General features: G+C 66.8%; 17 protein-coding genes. 12 read left to right on the forward strand and 5 right to left on the reverse strand.

Annotated elements, in window-relative coordinates; genetic code table 11:
• Positions 1-3: 3 nt before the first annotated feature.
• Entirely contained in the window at positions 4-1,503 is a 1,500-nt protein-coding gene (gene glpK, locus IBJ82_RS12350) for a glycerol kinase GlpK (RefSeq protein WP_194825998.1), read from the reverse strand.
• 55 nt (positions 1,504-1,558) lie between these two features.
• Positions 1,559-2,311, reverse strand: coding sequence for an IclR family transcriptional regulator (locus IBJ82_RS12355; protein ID WP_194825999.1), 753 nt, complete (start codon positions 2,309-2,311; stop codon positions 1,559-1,561).
• A 133-nt stretch (positions 2,312-2,444) separates the two neighbouring features.
• Here IBJ82_RS12355 and glpK (IBJ82_RS12360) point away from each other — a divergent pair, with 133 nt between their 5' ends.
• From glpK (IBJ82_RS12360) to IBJ82_RS12370, 3 genes are all read left to right on the forward strand, one after another.
• Positions 2,445-3,947: a glycerol kinase GlpK gene (gene glpK, locus IBJ82_RS12360; protein ID WP_194826000.1), complete on the forward strand. Its 1,503-nt coding sequence runs from the start codon at positions 2,445-2,447 to the stop codon at positions 3,945-3,947.
• A 32-nt stretch (positions 3,948-3,979) separates the two neighbouring features.
• A complete protein-coding gene (locus IBJ82_RS12365; RefSeq protein ID WP_194826001.1) occupies positions 3,980-5,659 on the forward strand; it encodes a glycerol-3-phosphate dehydrogenase/oxidase in 1,680 nt (559 codons plus the stop codon).
• Positions 5,660-5,779: 120 nt separating this feature from the next.
• Entirely contained in the window at positions 5,780-6,529 is a 750-nt protein-coding gene (locus tag IBJ82_RS12370; RefSeq protein WP_194826002.1) for an SDR family oxidoreductase, read from the forward strand.
• Between the two features lie 45 nt (positions 6,530-6,574).
• Here IBJ82_RS12370 and IBJ82_RS12375 read toward each other — a convergent pair whose 3' ends face one another.
• Complete coding sequence (locus tag IBJ82_RS12375) at positions 6,575-8,200, reverse strand: cytosine permease (RefSeq protein ID WP_194826003.1); 1,626 nt, start codon at positions 8,198-8,200, stop codon at positions 6,575-6,577.
• Between the two features lie 193 nt (positions 8,201-8,393).
• Here IBJ82_RS12375 and IBJ82_RS12380 point away from each other — a divergent pair, with 193 nt between their 5' ends.
• Complete coding sequence (locus IBJ82_RS12380; protein WP_194826004.1) at positions 8,394-9,623, forward strand: acyl-CoA dehydrogenase family protein; 1,230 nt, start codon at positions 8,394-8,396, stop codon at positions 9,621-9,623.
• 42 nt (positions 9,624-9,665) lie between these two features.
• Here IBJ82_RS12380 and IBJ82_RS12385 read toward each other — a convergent pair whose 3' ends face one another.
• Positions 9,666-10,520 (reverse strand): alpha/beta fold hydrolase, encoded by an 855-nt coding sequence (locus IBJ82_RS12385; protein ID WP_056818146.1) that lies wholly within the window; start codon positions 10,518-10,520, stop codon positions 9,666-9,668.
• 68 nt (positions 10,521-10,588) lie between these two features.
• Between IBJ82_RS12385 and IBJ82_RS12390 the strand changes: the two genes are divergently transcribed.
• From IBJ82_RS12390 to IBJ82_RS12415, 6 genes are all read left to right on the forward strand, one after another.
• Positions 10,589-11,368 (forward strand): exodeoxyribonuclease III, encoded by a 780-nt coding sequence (locus tag IBJ82_RS12390; RefSeq protein WP_194826005.1) that lies wholly within the window; start codon positions 10,589-10,591, stop codon positions 11,366-11,368.
• Positions 11,365-11,859, forward strand: coding sequence for a ribonuclease domain-containing protein (locus IBJ82_RS12395; RefSeq protein WP_194826006.1), 495 nt, complete (start codon positions 11,365-11,367; stop codon positions 11,857-11,859). Before IBJ82_RS12390 ends, IBJ82_RS12395 begins: the two co-directional genes overlap by 4 nt.
• Positions 11,859-12,338 carry a barstar family protein gene (locus IBJ82_RS12400; RefSeq protein ID WP_194826007.1) on the forward strand — a complete coding sequence of 160 codons (480 nt, stop codon included), beginning with the start codon at positions 11,859-11,861 and terminating at the stop codon, positions 12,336-12,338. The genes IBJ82_RS12395 and IBJ82_RS12400 overlap by 1 nt, the downstream gene beginning before the upstream one ends.
• Positions 12,339-12,441: 103 nt before the next feature.
• Positions 12,442-12,687: a hypothetical protein gene (locus tag IBJ82_RS12405; RefSeq protein ID WP_194826008.1), complete on the forward strand. Its 246-nt coding sequence runs from the start codon at positions 12,442-12,444 to the stop codon at positions 12,685-12,687.
• A gap of 217 nt (positions 12,688-12,904) precedes the next feature.
• Positions 12,905-14,773, forward strand: a complete 1,869-nt coding sequence (locus tag IBJ82_RS12410) for a VWA domain-containing protein (RefSeq protein ID WP_194826247.1) — start codon at positions 12,905-12,907, stop codon at positions 14,771-14,773.
• 107 nt (positions 14,774-14,880) lie between these two features.
• A complete protein-coding gene (locus IBJ82_RS12415; RefSeq protein ID WP_194826009.1) occupies positions 14,881-15,243 on the forward strand; it encodes a hypothetical protein in 363 nt (120 codons plus the stop codon).
• An 85-nt stretch (positions 15,244-15,328) separates the two neighbouring features.
• Here the strand turns inward: IBJ82_RS12415 and IBJ82_RS12420 are convergent, their stop codons facing one another.
• Positions 15,329-15,967: a TetR/AcrR family transcriptional regulator gene (locus tag IBJ82_RS12420; RefSeq protein ID WP_194826010.1), complete on the reverse strand. Its 639-nt coding sequence runs from the start codon at positions 15,965-15,967 to the stop codon at positions 15,329-15,331.
• A 116-nt stretch (positions 15,968-16,083) separates the two neighbouring features.
• On the opposite strand from IBJ82_RS12420, the gene IBJ82_RS12425 reads away from it, so the two are divergent.
• Both IBJ82_RS12425 and trpS read left to right on the forward strand, forming a co-directional pair.
• Entirely contained in the window at positions 16,084-17,028 is a 945-nt protein-coding gene (locus IBJ82_RS12425) for an oxygenase MpaB family protein (RefSeq protein ID WP_194826011.1), read from the forward strand.
• 21 nt (positions 17,029-17,049) lie between these two features.
• Positions 17,050-18,081 carry a tryptophan--tRNA ligase gene (trpS, locus tag IBJ82_RS12430; RefSeq protein WP_194826012.1) on the forward strand — a complete coding sequence of 344 codons (1,032 nt, stop codon included), beginning with the start codon at positions 17,050-17,052 and terminating at the stop codon, positions 18,079-18,081.
• Positions 18,082-18,117: the final 36 nt, after the last annotated feature.

Consider the following 18,117-nt stretch of genomic DNA (forward strand, 5'->3'; position numbering starts at 1 on the left):
TCGCTAGCCCCCGGCGGGCCTGGCCCAGCCGACGCTGAGTTGGACGGCTCGCTGCCAGCGTTCGTATTCGTCGTCGCGGACTCGGCGATCCGGGGAAGGGGTCCACTGGGCGGCGACCTTCCAATTGCGGCGCAGACCTTGAAGATCCGGCCAGTAGCCCACGGCCAGCCCCGCCGCGTAGGCAGCGCCGAGAGAGACCGTCTCGGTGACGAGGGGGCGCATGACCGGAGTGTCGAGGACATCGGCGATGACCTGCATCAGCAGGTTGTTGGACGCCATGCCGCCTGCCACTCGGAGGGATTTCGCTCGGAGACCGGCGTCGGCGTTCATGGCTTCGACCACGTCGCGGGTCTGCCAGGCGGTGGCCTCCAGGACCGCGCGGGCCAGGTGGCCTTTGGTGACATAGGAGGTCAGGCCGATGAGCAAGCCGCGTGCGTCGCTGCGCCAATGGGGGGCGTAGAGGCCGGAGAAGGCGGGGACGAAGTAGCAGCCGCCGTTGTCGTCGACGGTGTTCGCGAGAGTTTCGATTTCGGGGGCGGTGGCGATCAGGCCGACGATGTCGCGCAGCCATTGGACCAGGGACCCGGTCACCGCGATCGGGCCTTCCAGCGCGTAGACCGGTTCGGAGCCGACCTGGTAGCCGATGGTGGTGAGCAGGCCGTGTTCGGAGCGGATCAGTTCGGTGCCGGTGTTCATCATGAGGAAACCGCCGGTGCCGTAGGTGCATTCGGTTTCCCCTGGGGCGAAGCAGGTTTGGCCGAACAGGGCCGCGTGCTGGTCGCCGAGAGCGGCGCCGATCCGCACGCCCGGCACGATGGTGGCGGCGGTGCCGAAATCGCCGGTCGACGGTTCGATGCGGGGGAGCATGGCGGGCGGAATATCGAAGAACCGCAACAGTTCCGCGTCCCACTGGCGGGTGGCGAGGTTCATCAGCAGGGTTCGGCCGGCGTTGGTCACGTCGGTGACATGCTCGGCGCCGCCGGTCAGGTTCCAGATGAGCCAGGATTCCATGGTGCCGAACAGCACGTCGCCGCGTTCGGCTCTGGCGCGAAGGCCGTCGACATGGTCGAGCAGCCAACGCAGGCGTGGTGCGGCGAAGTACGTGGCCAGGGGCAGCCCGCTCAACTCGGGAATACGCTGTGCCCCGGGCAATTCCTTCATCCGATCGACCAGCTCTTCGGTGCGCACGTCCTGCCAGACGATGGCCAGTCGCACCGGCAGTCCGGTGCGCCGATCCCACACCACGGTGGTCTCGCGCTGATTGGCGATGCCGATCGCGGCCACCTGGTCCACGGTGATTCCGGCATCGCGCAGCGCCGCGGGCACGATCCGCTCGACCGTCCGCCAGATCTCGAGCGCGTCTTGCTCCACCCATCCCGACCTGGGGTAATGCTGGCGATGAGTCCGCTGTGCCAGGCCGGCCAGCCGGGCATGCTGATCGAAGACGATGCACCGGCTCGAGGTGGTGCCCTGATCGATAGCGAGCACGAAACGTTGGGTCATCGTCGTCTGCTCTCGTTGTCGGCCGATGCCGCGGCGGCGGGAATACCGGCCCAGCTCATTGCGCTGCCGTCAGGTCGCGGTGCACGGCGAGAGCAGCGGCGCGAACCTGCTCGACCGCGGCCGGACGCACCTGTAAGCGGTTGTCGCACAGCTGATCCGTCGGCCCGGTGATGCCGATAGCCGCGACGACCAGCCCGCCTCTGGCTCGAATGGGCGCGGCGATTCCCGCTTCGCCCGAGCGGTGCTCCTCGACTTCGTCCGCCCAACCCCGCCGCCGAACCTCGGCGATCGCAAGGTCGAGCCTGTCGCGTTCGGTGATCGTCCGCTGGGTGAACCCTTGGAGCGCACCGACTTCCGCCGCGGCGTCGTAGGCCAGCAGTACCTTGCCGAGCGCGGTCGCGTGAGCGGGAAGTATTTCGCCGACCGTCAAAGCTTGAACGCTGTTGTCGGGCCGGAAGACGTGATGGATGACCGTGATCCCGGTGTCCCGCGCCACTGCGATGCGCACCGATTCCCCGGAACGGGAGGCGAGGGCGTCGGCTCGGTGGATCGCCCGCGAACGCAACTCGTTCACATCGAGCCGATCGGTCCCGAGTTCACCGATCGCGGGGCCGAGTAGGTACTTGCCGGTGAGTGCGTCCTGACCGACGAACCCGACCCCGAGCAGTGTCCGCAGGATGCCGTGCGCGGTGGGTTTGGCCAGGTCGAGCGCGGTCGCGATCTCGCCGACGCCCAGCGGTCCCGATCCGCGCGCGAGCAGCCGGAGCACGGCGGCGGCGCGTTCGATCGACTGGATCGGCCCAGGCATGGCCCCGAACCTACCACCGTTCAGCATTGTCGAACGGGGCGTGTGGTGTCCGCGTCCGCGCGTTCCTAGCGTGGGTTCCGGGCCCAGGTGCCCGATCGACGGACTCGATGGCGAGATCCGGGAAGGACGACAAATGAACCGGTATGTGGGCGCGATCGACCAGGGTACGACTTCGACGCGATTCATGGTTTTCGACCACAGAGGCACCGTTGTGGCCCGCCATCAGCTCGAACACTCCCAGATCATGCCGCAGCCGGGCTGGGTCGAACACAATCCGGACGAGATCTGGGAACGCACCCGCACCGTCGTCAAGACCGCCCTCTCGCTCGCCGATCTCACGGCCGACGACCTCGCCGCCATCGGCGTCACCAACCAGCGCGAGACCACGGTCGTGTGGAACCGCCACACCGGCCGCCCCTATGCCAACGCCATCGTCTGGCAGGACACCCGCACCGACCGCATCATCGCCGACCTCGACGCCGCCGGGCACAGTGCGCTCATCCGCGAGAAGACCGGCCTGCCACCCGCGCCGTACTTCTCCGGCGGCAAGCTGAAGTGGATCCTGGACAATGTCGCGGGCGTGCGCGCCGACGCCGAGCGCGGTGACGCCCTGTTCGGCACTCTCGACAGCTGGCTGATCTGGAATCTCACCGGCGGTGTGCACGTCACCGACCCCACCAATGCCTCGCGAACCATGCTGATGGATCTCGAAACCCTCGACTGGGACGACGAACTCCTCGCGGTCTTCGGCATCCCACGCGCCATGCTGCCGACCATCGCCCCGTCGGCGAACCCGGAACTGTTCGGGACCACGAAACCCGACGGCCCGTTCAAAGGGTCGGTGCCCATCGCCGGCGTGCTCGGCGACCAGCAGGCCGCGGGTGTCGGGCAGGTGTGCTTCCGGCCCGGCGAGGCCAAGAACACCTATGGCACAGGCAATTTCCTGATGCTCAACACCGGCACGGAGATCGTCCGCTCGAACCACGGCTTGATCACCACCGTCGCCTACCAGTTCGGCGACGACAAGCCCGCCTACGCGCTGGAGGGTTCGATCGCGGTCACCGGCTCCGCGGTGCAGTGGTTGCGCGACCAGATGGGCATCATCGCCGGCGCCGCGCAGATCGAGGACCTCGCCGGTCAGGTGGCCGATTCCGGCGGCGTGTACTTCGTGCCCGCGTTCTCCGGTCTGTTCGCGCCGTACTGGCGACCCGATGCCCGCGGCGCGGTCGTCGGGCTGTCGCGCTACAGCAACAACGCCCACTTGGCCAGGGCCACCCTGGAATCCATCGCCTACCAGACCCGCGATGTGGTCGAGGCCATGCAGCGCGACGCGGGCGTGCGACTGGCGACGCTGCGGGTGGACGGCGGCGTCACCGTGAACCAGCTGGCCATGCAGATCCAAGCCGATCTACTCGGCGTCCCGGTCTCGCGACCGGTCGTCGCCGAGACCACCGCGCTCGGCGCCGCCTACGCCGCGGGACTGGCCGTGGGTTTCTGGAGCGGCACCGACGAACTGCTCGACAACTGGTCCGAAGATGTCCGCTGGTATCCGAGCTGGTCCGACGAGCAACGCGAACACGGCTACCGCCGCTGGCTCAAAGCCGTCGAGCGCACCCTCGACTGGGCCGAAATCTGAGTAAGCACAATACTTTCGAGAAGGAGATCATCGTGTCTGTGCAACTGGACCCCACCTACCGTGAGAAGGCTGTCGGCACGCTCGACACCGCCGAGGTCGATGTCCTGGTCATCGGCGGTGGCGTGACCGGCGCCGGTGCCGCGCTCGACGCCGCATCGCGCGGCCTGTCGGTCACCCTGGTCGAGGCACGTGATTTCGCCGCGGGCACCTCTAGCCGCTCGTCCAAGCTCATCCACGGTGGCCTTCGGTACCTGGAGCAGCTGGACTTCGCGCTGGTGCGCGAGGCACTCAAAGAGCGTGGGCTGCTGCTCAATACGCTCGCGCCGCACCTGGTGCATCCGGTGCCGTTCCTGTTTCCGCTCCAGCACCGCGTGTGGGAGCGCGCCTACATCGGGGCCGGCATCGCGCTGTACGACACCCTCGGCGGCGCGCGCACCGTTCCGATGCACAAGCACCTGACCCGTTCCGGCGCACTGGAACTCGCGCCCGCGCTGCGTGCGGACGCGATGACCGGCGCCATCCGTTACTACGACGCGCAGCTCGACGACGCCCGCCACACGATGATGATCGCCAGGACCGCCGCCGAACACGGTGCCACGGTGCTGACCCGGACCAAGGTGATCGGGCTGGAACGCGACGGCGACAAGGTCGTCGGCGCGCGCGTGGAAGACCTGGAAACCGGCCTGACGCATACCATTCGGGCCCGTACCGTGATCAGCGCGACCGGTGTGTGGACCGACGACATGATCAAGATGACCGGCGTGGACTTCCCGTTCCACGTCCAGATGTCGAAGGGCGTGCACATCCTCGTGCCGCGCGACCGGCTGAACCTGCACACCGGCATGATCATGCGCACCGAGAAGTCGGTCCTGTTCGTGATTCCGTGGGCCGAACACTGGATCATCGGCACCACCGACACCGAATGGGCCCTGGACAAGAACCACCCGACGGCCACCGCCGCCGACGTGCAATACATCCTCGACCACGTCAACGCGCTGCTGCGCGAGCCGTTGACCAGGGCAGACATCGTCGGCACCTACGCGGGCCTGCGCCCACTGATGACCGGTGCCACGAAGGAGACCGCGAAACTCTCGCGCGAACACGCCGTCGCCGAACCCGCGCCGGGTCTGTTCGTGATCGCGGGCGGTAAGTACACGACCTACCGGGTGATGGCCGCCGATGTCGTCGACGCGGCCGTCGCGCGCCTGGGTGGGGATATCCCCGCCTCGTCGACCGCGCAGTTGCCTATCGTCGGCGCGGCGGGCTACTTCGACATGCTCGCCGAGGTGACCGACCTGTCGGTGTCACAGCGACTACCCGTCGACGTGGTCGAACACCTGCTCGGCCGGTACGGTTCGCTGAGCACCGACATCTTCGGCCTCATCGCCGCGGATCCCACCCTGCGCCATCCGATTCCGGGTGCCTCGGAGTACATCGCCGCCGAGATCGTCTACGCCGTCACCAACGAGGGCGCCCTGCACCTCGACGACATCCTCACTCGCCGCACCCGCATCTCCATCGAGGTGCCCGATCGCGGCCTCGCCGCCGCACCGGAGGTCGCGCGCCTGATCGCGCCCCTGCTCGGCTGGAACGAGCAGACCACCGACGCCGAGATCAACCGGTACTACGACCGGGTCCACGCCGAACTCGCCGCCAACGAGGCGGGCGACGACGCGGCGGCCAACGCGGCGAGGCTGCTCGCGGCCCGCTGAACTCCGCCGACAGCACCGCGGCCGCGACATCGTCGCCGATCCTCGACCACCACGGCCGCGCGATGGTTAGCGTGGGCACATGGAATCGCGAATCACCCCCCGACGAACCCCGGCGCTGTCGTGAGCCGGGGCACCATCCTGATCACCGGCGCCAGCTCCGGACTCGGCGCCGAGATGGCCCGCCAGTTCGCCGCGCTCGGGTACGACCTCGGCCTGTGTGCTCGCCGGACCGAGCGTCTCGACGAACTACGCACGCAGATCCTCGCCGCACACGCCGACCGCGTCGTCTCGGTGAAGCAACTCGATGTCACCGACGACGCGGCGGTGTTCACCGTCTTCGACGAGTTCGCCGAGGAATTCGGCACCATCGACCGGGTGATCGTCAACGCCGGCCTCGGTAAGGGCGCGCCGCTGGGCACCGGGTCCCACAAGGCCAACCGCCAGACCGCGATGGTGAATTTCGTTGCCGCCCTGGCGCAAAGCGAGGCGGCGCTGCAGATCTTCCGCGCGCAGGGCCGCGGCCATCTGGTGATGATCTCCTCGATCTCGGGCCTGCGCGGCATGCCCAAGACGCTCACCACCTACGCGGCCACCAAAGCGGGCGTCGCGGCGCTCGCCGAAGGTGTTCGCGCGGAAGCGATTCCGGGTGTCGACGTCTCGGTGATCTACCCCGGTTACATCCGCTCGGAGATGAACGACCGAGTCAAGCATCAGCCGAAGTTCATGGTGGACACCGAAACCGGCGTCCGCGCGATGATCGCCGCGATCGAGAAGCGTCGCGCCAATGCCTACGTGCCCGCTTGGCCGTGGGTACCGATGGGCTTCGCGCTGCGCACCCTGCCGCTACCGCTGGTCCGCAAACTGATCTGAACACGACGAAGGCCGTGCCATCGGGCACGGCCTTCGCGGGGGATCTCAGTGCTGACGGGGCAGCAGGTGTCTGCCGTCCTTGTCCGTGGACAGTGCCAGCGAGCTGATGTACTGGATCTCGCCTTCGGGACCCGGCACCGCCGAGGCGATCATGTCCGGGCGCTCGAAGTCCATGCCGGTGACGTGGCAGGTGAGCAGGTCACCCGAGGGGTTGCCGTGTTCGTCGAACATCGGTGCCTCGATGCCGTCGTCGGCGCGTCGCAGGTAGTACTTGCCCTTGGTGGCGATCGCGGTGAGCGGGGTCGCGATAAAGGCGACCAGCACCGCGACCAGCGGCGAGTACGGCTTCAGCAGCTCGCCGAACAGGCCGAAGAAGGTCATGATCGACAGCACCGCCGACAGCCCGAAACCGACCAGGCCCACCGGGTTGAAGTCGTAGAGCATGCCGCGCCGGAACTCCGGCACCTTCGGCGAGATCTTCAGCAGGTACTTGTTCACCGCGATATCGGTGGCCACGGTGACGATCCAGGCGATGCCGCAGTTGGCGTAGAAGCCGAGGATGTTGTTGAGGAAGTCGAACATGTTCGCTTCCATCAGCACCAGCGCCACACCGAGGTTGACCACCAGGAACACCAGCCGACCGGGGTAGGTCTTGGTGACACGGGTGTAGGAGTTGGTCCAGGCCAGCGAGCCCGAGTAGGCGTTGGTCACGTTGATCTTGACCTGGCTGATGACCACCAGCACCACTGCCAGCGTCATGGCCAGCCAACCCGGCACCATGTCCTTGTAGATCTCCAGGAACTGGTGCACCGGCTGGTTGGCGATGCCCTGCGCGGCGGGCAGATTCGCGATCAGGTACACCGCGAGGAACAGGCCGACGACCTGCTTGGCCGCACCGAACAGCACCCAGCCCGGACCTGCGAGCAGCATCCAGCCCCACCACTTGGCCCGGTTCTCCGGGGTACGCGGCGGCATGAAGCGCAGGTAGTCGATCTGCTCGGCGATCTGAGCGATCAGCGACAGACACACGCCGGCGGCCAGCAGCGCCCCCGAAACGCTCACGCCCTCACCGTTCTCCCCGCCGTAGGCGAAGAACGAACCCACCGAATCGGGGTGGCGCACCAGCAGGAAGCCGAACGGCGCCACCATCAGCAGCAGCCACAGGGGAGTGGTCCACACCTGGAGTTTGGCCAGGGTGTTCATCCCGTAGATGACCAGCGGGAAGATGATGATCGTGGAGGCCAGATAGCCGAGCCACAGGGGAATTCCGAGGCCCAATAACAGGCCCTGGGCCATGATCGAACCTTCGAGCGCGAAGAAGATGAAAGTGAACGACGCGAACACGATATTGGTGATCACGGATCCGTAGTAACCGAATCCGCTTCCGCGCGTGATCAGGTCGAGATCGATGTTGTAGCGCGCCGCGTAATAGGCGAGCGGAAATCCGGTGAGCATCACGACCACGGCGAAGATACCGATGCCGATCAGGGCGTTTCCGGTGCCGTGGGCGATGCCGATATTCGCGCCGATCGCGAAATCGGCCAGATAGGCGATGCCGCCGAGCGCGGAGATGCCGACGACCGCGGGGCTCCATTTGCGGTAGCTCCGCGGGGCGAAACGCAGCGTGTAGTCCTCGAGTGTTTCTTTGGCGGCAGTATCTGCTCCGGCCATTTCCCTCTCTCCTTCATCCGCTGCCGCCCGTAACCGGCGACTCACAGACGGTCCTGCATAGATGTAGACACGAATTTTCCGATCCGTTACGCCGCTGTTACGCGGCTGGATGGTGACCGGGGTCACCGAAACCGTCGCGCAAAAACAAGCACGCGTGTATGTTTTTGGGCGGAGCGAGCGTCAGGAGACGAGAGTGTTCGAATGGTCCGAGACCGATCTGATGATCCGCGACGCCGTACGGGCGTTCATCGACAAGGAGGTCCGGCCGAATCTGGACGCCCTCGACAGCGGTGAGATGCTGCCGTATCCGATCCTGCGCAAGCTGTTCAGCCAGTTCGGCATCGATGCGATGGGCGAGGACGCCGTCGCGAAGATGCTCGCCAAGGAAGCGGCAGGTCCGCGCGAGGACGGCAAGAAGCCGGGCAGTCCGTTCGGTGATCAACAGTCGATGATGGCCGTACTGATCAGCGAATTGTCCGGCGTCTGTATGGGTTTGGTGTCCGCACTGGGGGTGAGCATCGGACTCGGTGCCACCACCATCATGTCGCGGGGCACCCTGGCCCAGAAGCAGCGTTGGCTGGCCGACATCGTCACCCTGCGCAAGGTGGCCTCCTGGGCGATCACCGAACCCGACTCCGGCTCGGATGCGTTCGGCGGCATGAAGACTCGCGTCGAACGCGACGGCGAGGACTACATCCTCAACGGCCAGAAGACCTTCATCACCAACGGCCCGTGCGCCGACGTGATGATCGTCTACGCCAAGCTCGACGAGCGCGACGGCACCGACAAACGCGACCGCAAGGTGCTCACCTTCGTACTCGACAAGGGCATGGAGGGCCTCACCCAGGGCAAACCGTTCAAGAAGATGGGTCTGCACTCCTCGCCGACCGGCGAGTTGTTCTTCGACAATGTCCGGCTCGGCAAGGATCGGTTGCTCGGCGAGACCGAAGAACACAAGGGCGGCGACGGAAGAGAAAGCGCCAGAGCCAGTTTCACCGCCGAGCGGATCGGCGTCGGGTTCATGGCGCTCGGCGTGATCGACGAATGTCACCGGCTCTGTGTGAATTACGCCCGCGAACGCACGCTGTGGGGCCAGGAGATCGGCCGCTTCCAGCTGATCCAGCTCAAGCTGGCCAAGATGGAAGTCGCGCGAATCAATGTGCGGAACATGGTGTTCAATGTGCTCGAGCGTGGTCGCGCGGGTAAGCCGCCGAGCCTGGCCGAGGCCTCGGCGATGAAGCTGTACTGCTCAGAGGCCGCGACCGAGGTGGCGATGGAGGCCGTGCAATTGTTCGGCGGCAACGGCTATATGAGCGAATACCGGGTCGAGCAGCTGGCCCGCGACGCGAAGTCGCTGATGATCTACGCGGGCAGCAACGAGATCCAGGTGACCCACATCGCCAAGGGTCTACTCGGGAAGTGAAGCGGACCCGGCCGCGAACATGTCGTCGCGGCCGGGATCTCGTCACACCGCGCGCAGGTGTCCGCGGCTGGCGTAGATGTGCTCGGCGATCAGCGTGGCGATCCGGTCCGGTGCCTCCAGCATCGGCACATGCCCCACTCCGTGCACCAGGATCCGATCCGCCGACTCGGGGAGTTCGCGCAGGTAGCGGGTGGCGTAGACGCTGTTGGGGATGATCCGGTCGTATTCGGCGAGCAGCATCCGCACCGGGGTACTCAGCTCACCCAGGTCGTCCATGCCCGGCGCCCGCAGGCTGCCCAGGATCAGCGGGATCATCGCGTCACAGTGCAGGACCGCGGTGAGCGTCGTCGCGAGATCACGGCGGGCGACGGCACCGGTGTGCTTGGTGACCAGCATCGCGGCCACCTGCTGCACGAGCGGGTTGTTGATCGCCACACCGCCGAGGCGCTTGCCGATCTCGATGAAGGGAATCATCGACGCGAACTTGATGCCGACCCTGACCTGGCTCAGCGACGGCGACGCCCAACCCCCGGCCGCGGCGATCGTGGTGAGCGTGCGTGCCCTGCCGCGTCGAGCGAGCTCGAGTCCCACCCAGCCGCCGAGCGAATTGCCCGCGATGTGACAGGTGCGCCAGCCCAGCTCGTCGAGCTGGTCTTCGATCTGATCGGCCAGGGCGTACACATCCAGTGCCCAGCCCTCGACCTTCGGGCCACCCCAGTGCCCGGCGAACGCGGGCGCGTACACCTCGCAATGGGCCGACATTCGCTGTGCGACCTGCTCCCAGCAATGTGGCGAGAGCAGGAACCCGTGCAACAACAACACCGGGTCGCCGGACCCGATGTGCAGCGCCGCGACGGGCGCGGGGCGGGCGGTGGACTTGGCGGTGCGTGACGTCATCGTCAATCACCCCTTCCTGGACGACAGTGTCCGGGGGAGCATCCCTGCCTGCATTGTACGGTCGTACGGTGCCGATAATCCTCTCGACTGTGAACGTTAACGGGGTCCGTGCCGCATCGACCAAGGGCATGTTGGCCTGGTTGGCGGCGACCGAAGCCGACATCGTCTGCCTACAGGAGACCAGAGCGACCGACGCGCAGACCGCCGCGGCGTTGGCTCCCGCACTCGACGCGGGTTGGGTGCTCTCACATGCCGAGCCCGAATCCAAGGGCCGCGCCGGGGTGGGGATTCTGTCGCGGCGCGCACCCGATGCCGTGCGCGTCGGGTTCGGCAGCACCGAGTTCGCGGCGTCGGGCCGCTATATCGAGGCCGATTTCGACGACATCACCGCGGCGAGCGTCTATGTGCACTCAGGGGAGGAGAACACCCCCAAGCAGGACGAGAAGTACCGGTTCATGGCCGAGCTCGGCGCGTACCTGAAGGCGCGCACCGGCGAGTTCGTGGTGAGCGGCGACTGGAATATCGCCCCCGCCGAGGTCGACCTGAAGAACTGGAAGGGCAACCAGAAGTCGGCGGGCTTCCTGCCCGAGGAACGCGCCTGGATCGCCGAACTGCTCGCCGCGGGCTACGTCGACGTGGTCCGCGCCCTGCACCCCGACGTCGCGGGCCCTTACAGCTGGTGGTCCTACCGCGGCCGCGCCTTCGACAACGATTCCGGGTGGCGGATCGACTACCAGCTGGCACTGGGCGAGCTGACCGGTCGCGCCAAGCAGGCCGTCGTCGAACGCGCTGATGCCTACGACCAGCGCTGGTCCGACCACGCGCCGGTTACTGTCCAATATCGATGAAACTCTCACGCAAGACTCTCAGCCTGCTCGGTGGACTCGTTCTCGTCCTGGCGGCCATCGGGCTCACCCTGTTCGGCGGGAGTGGTACCGACAGCACCACCACGACCACCAGTACGCGTGCCGTCGCAGGGGTCACCACCACCGCGAACGCGCCGAAACCGGGTCCGCCCGTCGGGAATTCGTCGGCCTCGCCGGTCACCAAGACCGCCGGTGTGCCCGATCGCGCCTACGTGACCCTCGTCGAAATCGATGCGGGTCGCTGGCCCGGCTCGGCGAACGCGCAGGGCACCAAGGGCGGCGAGCAGTTCATGAACCGCGGAACCAAACTGCCGCCCAAGGATTCGGCGGGCAAAGCGGTGAAATACCAGGAGTGGGATGTGAATCCCAAGCAGCCCAACCGCGGTCGTGACGCCGAACGCATCGTCACCGGCAGCGACGGCTCCGCCTGGTACACCGGCGACCACTACGAAACCTTCACAAGGATGCGCTGATGACTCCGCGAATGACGCTGTCGCAGTTCCTCGCTCGTCCCAGCGCCGAGGCGCCGGCCGCCACCACGGCACCGGTACTCGGCGCATTGGCGGTGGATGCCAACCAGTTCAGCGGCGTCCGCTACGACGCCCCCGCCGACTACCGCGTCCGCGAACTCCGCGGCGCCAAGATGCGCACCATGGCCGAGCTGTTCGACGAATTCGCCGCGGCCTTCCAGTTCCCGTACTACTTCGGCGCCAACAAGGACGCCTTCGACGAATGCCTGCGCGACCTGGACGATTTCGTCGGCGACGCCCCCGGCTACGTGGTGATGGTGCGCACCGCGGACGACCTGCTCGCCGAGGACCCCACCGAACGCGCCTGGTTCGACAGCGCCATGCGCGACTGCGCCGCCTACTGGACCCGCCGCGACGTCGCCTTCCGCGTTGTCCTGCAGGGAGACCCGGAAACCTTCGGCGCGGTCGCCCTGTCCGCCTGACCCGATTCCGGTGCCACCGGAATTCGCGGCTGCCGCACCGTGATCAGGCCGCCTAGCGTCCTCGACTGTGCGGCCATCCATGGCCTCACGGCGAGGAGACACGATGAAGCGAGTACTGGTCGGCGCGGGTATTTTCACCGCGATCATGGCGGCGGCCACCGGCATGAGCGCGGCCGATGCGGGCCCGGCACCGCAAACTTATGCCCAGCAGGCGAATGTGGGGCTGATCGAGGAACCGGCTTCGGGATCGAGCGCGATCATCGACGGGATTCTCCTCGACATCGTCGAGATAGCCTCCGGCTCCTCCGCGAAGTGCCCCGGCCCGCTCGCTGTCTGCACGCCGTACTGACGTCAACTGCACAGGTGTAGCCGATCGCGGTGGGTCGGGGTCGGGCTGCCCTGAGCTCGGTGTTCCGGCCCGAGCTCAGCGGTGGCGGCGTTCGGTGCGATGGCTCAGATCGACGCGAGTTCCTGTCCGTAAGGTTCCCTATCCGTAACTCGCGTGGCTAGGGTCGATTGCTGGTGCGTCGAGATGCGGCGGATCGGAACGGAGTTCGGCCCGCGTGATGCGTTGTGCGAAGATGATCGGCCTCGGCGCGGTGGCAGTGATCGGCCTGCTGCCGCTGACGGTTCCCGCGCAGGCCGCGCCGACAGCTGCCCGATACGCGCCGACCATGCTGGTACTCGACGCCTCCGGTTCGATGCTCGCCGCCGATCCCGGTGGTGGCACCAAGATGGACGCGGCGAAGACCGCGGTTCGCAGTTTCGTGCAGACCGCGCCCGCTGAAGCGAAGGTCGGACTGTCGGTCTACGGCACCGGCACCGGGTCCACCGAAGCCGAAAAAGCCGTGGGCTGCCGCGATGTCTCGGTGCTCGAACCGGCCGAAACCATCGACAGGTCCGCACTCACCACAGCCGTCGACGCCATCACACCCAGCGGGTTCACCCCGATCGGCGCCGCACTACGCACAGCGGCGAGCGCCCTGCCGACCGAGGGTCCGCGCTCGATCGTGCTGGTCTCCGACGGACTCGACACCTGTGCACCGCCCGACCCGTGCGAGGTCGCGCGTGAACTCAGCAGCCAGGGCGCCGATATCGTCGTGCACACCATCGGTTTCGGTGTCGACGATGCCTCCCGTGCCCAGCTGACCTGCGTCGCGGAAACCACCGGCGGCACCTACACCGACGCCGCCGACGGCAAAAAGCTCGAGCAGGTGCTACCCCGCGTGAGCACCGCGGCGCTGCGCGAATACGCGTCGGCGGGCACACCGGTCGAAGGTGGCCAGGTCTACCAGAACGCACCGGTGGTAGCGCCGGGGCAATACCTCGACACCATCGGCCACAAGAAGCCGCGCTACTACGCCGTCGACGTTCCCGAGGGGGCCACCGCCTACTTCAGCGGCACGGTGTCCTTTCCGCTCGGCGAAGACGCGGTGCGTGCGAACAACAGCTTGTACATGCGGGTATTCGGCGCAGAAGGCAAGGACTGCAACGTCTTCGAACACGAGAGCGCCGTGCGATCCACTGATGGTGTGGCGCTCACGGTCAACTCGACATGGACCGGCGCGACCGAACCGAAGGACAGCACGGAGCGCACCGAACAGTGCAAGGGCGGCGGCCGGTACTACTTCACCGTGGAATGGGCCGGCGTCGCAGACAGCGCACCGGCGACGTTGCCGCTGGAACTGAATGTCGCGGTCGAACCGGGTGTCACCGACGCGGGCCCGGCGGCGCAACCCGAACCGGTGTCGTTCACCTTGCCGAGCAGTCCGGTCGTACCGGTGGCAGGCGGCGGCTCGTTCAACGTGGCGACCGCGCTCGACGGGCCCGGTGTCTACAGCGACACCGTGCAGCGCGGCGAATTCGTGTTCTACAAGGTGAAACTCGACTGGGGTCAGGGCTTGGCCTATCGGGTGCGGTTCCTCGAGTCGCCGGGTCGGGGCCTGGACAATGTCTCGGCCGTCACCACCACGCTGTACACGCCGTACCGCAAGGAGGTCGACTACGAGTTCTCGTCCTACAACGGTTCGCCCGATATCGTGCCCAACAGCAAGGAAGCCTTGGCCATCCCCGAGGTCCGCTACCGAAATCGCGAATCCTCGGAAAAAGAGGTGTCGGAGAACGCCATGGCCGGCTGGTACTACATCGCCGTGCAGGCCGCCCCGACCGTGCACGACCGCGGTGCCGTCCGTCCCGTTCCCATCGAGCTGGACCTGGCAGTGACCGGAACGCCGGAGCCCGGCCCCACTTATCAGACGGTGCCGGGGTCCACTGGTAGCTCCGCCGGGAACGTACCGGACACCGCACAGGCCACCGACTCCGACGACGACAACTCCCCTGCGCTGCTCGGTACCGGCATCGCCGTTGTCGCGTTCGTGCTCGTCGTCGGCGGCATCATCACGTTCATCCTGCTGCGTAGGCGTCGCCGCCGATAGCCACACATTCGATGCCACTGGAATTGGCGGCTGCCACCGCGTGATCAGCCCGCTTAACGTTCTCACCGCGCGGCTGCGGAGGCCGCCGATGAGGAGAACTTGAAACGATGAAGCGAGTATTGGCGAGCGCGGGCATTGCCGCCGCGATCATGATGTCGGGTGCCGCGATGGCCTCGGCCGATGCGGTGCCGGCTCCGGTCGCGGGGCCCACGACCGGATCGTCCGGCGGTGCCCTGATCGAGGCTCTCCTGCGGCAGATCGGGCTCGGTTCCTCCCAGCCGTGCGACGGCATCATGCTCGATACGTGCATCCCCGTCGGCGCCGCGAGCGCGCCGCAGGCGGTGCCGGTGGCCGACAGCGGATCGGCGCTGCTGACACCGGAGGTCGTGTCGAGCATCGATTACGCGCTCGCCTGGTTGTCCAACGGATCGTCGGGGCCCTGCGTCAGCCCGCTCTGCGGGATGGAATGAGCAGTACCTCGCGCTCGGTTCCGCGCAACCTGTGACGGGACATGCTCGACACGGTGCATCCCGATCAGCTAGGAGTCGAGTGCTCTCAGCGGTGGCGGTCGGCCAGGTCGTCGCCGAGTAACACGAAGACGTCGGTGATCTGGTCGATCAGCTCTTCGCGCGTGAGGTCGAGATCGCCGGCCAGCCAGGTCGTGAGGGCCTGGGTCAGGCCGCCGACCAGGTAGATCGCCCGGAAGTCGACCAGTTTCTGTGGGACGTCACCGCCATAGAATCCGGTACCTTCGGCGGCGACCAGACGGGCGAAGGCGCGCACCGTTCGGGCGGTGCGCGCGCGCAATTCCGGGGTCGCCATCCCGGCGATCAGGGCGGCGTGTGCCTTGCGTGGATCGTCGGTGAGCACTGAGATGCCCGCGTCGATCGCGGCATGGGCCTGGGTGCGGCTGTCGGGGGCAGCGGTCGCCAGTGCTGTCGCGATCGCCGTGGTGAGTTCCTCGGCGATCCGGTCGAGTAGTGCTTCCAGCACGCCGTCGCGCGTTTCGAAGCTCTCGTAGTAGTAGCGCTCGTTGAGACCGGCGCGGGCGCACAGCCCGGCGACGGTGAGTTTGGCCTGCCCGTCCTCGGCGACGATGTCGAGCGCCGCGTCCAACAGTGCGGTGCGCCGCTGCGCCTGCCGCTGCGGCGCCGAGACGCCGCCGTATGTCCGTTGTGCTGCCACGGCTTCCATTCTGCGCGCCGCCGTCCTCCGCTGTTGTTCTGGTAGAAGCTCTTGCCAGAATACCAATTCTGGGGGATTCTATTGCCAGATGCACTCTTGCCTCGACCAAGAAGAGGAGGCGCAGCATGGCTGTACGACAGGGCGAACCCGGATATTTCGCCGACGATTCGATGATCCGGCGGGTGATGAGCAAGCGCGCGGTCGGTCTGACCTACGGCGTGCGGGCGCTGGTGATCGGTGCGGTGCACCCGCTGCTGTTCGTCGGCACCAGCGAACACACCGCGCACCGGGAGACCCCCTACACCCGGCTGGCCATCACCGGTGCCCTGTTCGAAGCGGTGTTCCTCGGCAGCAAGGCTGAGGCAGATCGCGCGCTGGCCTTCACCAGGCGCAAGCACGACGCGGTGGTCGGCGCCCTGCCCGAAGACGCGGGCGCCCACCATCCCGCGGGCACCGCCTACGCGGCCCATGACCCGCACCTGATGTTCATGACCATGGCCTTCACCTTCGATTCGGCCGAGGTGATGTACGACCGGCTCGTGCGCGAACTCACCGCCACCGAACGCGAAGACCTCTACCAGGACTACGTCCGCTGGGGCGAGCTGTTCGGCATGCCGCGCGACGCCGCGCCCGCCGACTACCCGGCCTTCCGCCGCTACTTCGACACCTATCTGAACTCCACCGAACTGTTCCTCACCGACGAGGCGGCCCTGGTCGGTTCCTTCCTGGCAGGCCACCGCAAGGCCTACCGGCAGCGTCCGCCCGCCGAGCAGGTCGGCACGGCGCTGTATCTGCTCGTGCAGGGCAGCCTCCCGGCCCGGATCCGACAGATGTACGGCATCGAGTGGGGCATCGCCGACGAACTCGCCCACCGCGCGCTGTGCACCGGCATCCGCACCGCCCACCTCGCCCCACCGTTGGCGCCCCGGGTGCTCGCGAGCACCCTCGCCGGACCGAGCGCCCCCTCCTACCAGCTGCTGGCCCGTCGCGAACAGCACATGGTGAAGACGGGGCACCCGAGCATGCCCGGCGTCGATCCGCGTAACTGGGTGCAGAGAAATTCCGCTTGATGCCCATGGAAAGATTGGGGCATGTCCAGTCCTGCCCCGGCCGCGACGGCCGAACGTAAGCAGCGGGTGCTGTCGGGCATCCAGCCCACCAGCGACTCCTTCCACCTCGGCAACTACCTGGGTGCGCTGCAGTACTGGGTGACGATGCAGGACGAGTACGACGCGCTGTACTTCATTCCGGATATGCACGCGATCACCGTCAGCCAGGACCCCAAGGCACTGCGCGCGCGCACCAAGTCCGCCGCGGCCCAGCTGCTCGCGCTCGGCATCGACCCGGCCAAGTCCACCCTGTTCGTGCAGAGTCAGGTGCCCGAGCACGCCGAGCTGTCGTGGGTGCTCAGCTGTATCACCGGTTTCGGTGAGGCAGGTCGGATGACCCAGTTCAAGGACAAGTCGGTCAAGCAGGGCGCCGAGAACGCGACCGTCGGCCTGTTCACCTACCCGGTGCTGATGGCCGCCGACATCCTGCTCTACCGCCCGCATCAGGTGCCGGTCGGCGAGGACCAGCGCCAGCATCTCGAGCTGACCCGAAACCTGGCCCAGCGCTTCAACACTCGCTACAAGAAGACCTTCGTGGTGCCCGAACCGCACATCGTCAAGGGCACCGCGAAGATCTTCGATCTGCAGGACCCCACCGCGAAGATGAGCAAGTCGGCGTCCAGCGACGCCGGGCTCATCAACCTGCTCGACGACCCGAAGGTCACCGCCAAGAAGGTGCGTTCGGCGGTCACCGACACCGAGCGCGAGATCCGCTACGACCCGGCGAACAAGGCGGGCGTCAGCAATCTGCTGGTGATCCTGAGCTCGCTGCGCGAAACCCCGATCGTTGACCTCGAGGTGAATTTCGAGGGTAAGGGCTACGGTGATCTCAAGGCCGAGGTGGCCGACGCGCTGGTCGAATTCGTCACGCCCGTACAGAAGAAGGTCCAGGACTACCTGTCCGATCAGACAGAACTGGACCGGATTCTGGCCGCGGGTGCCGAACGGGCGCGTGAGATCGCAGGCAACACACTTGCTCAGGTGTACGACCGGGTTGGCTTCCTCGCTCGCTGACCCGTTGCGCACCTGAGGTTTTCGCTGAAGGGGCGC

This window comes from Nocardia sp. XZ_19_231, from assembly GCF_015355705.1.
GTDB lineage: Bacteria > Actinomycetota > Actinomycetes > Mycobacteriales > Mycobacteriaceae > Nocardia > Nocardia salmonicida.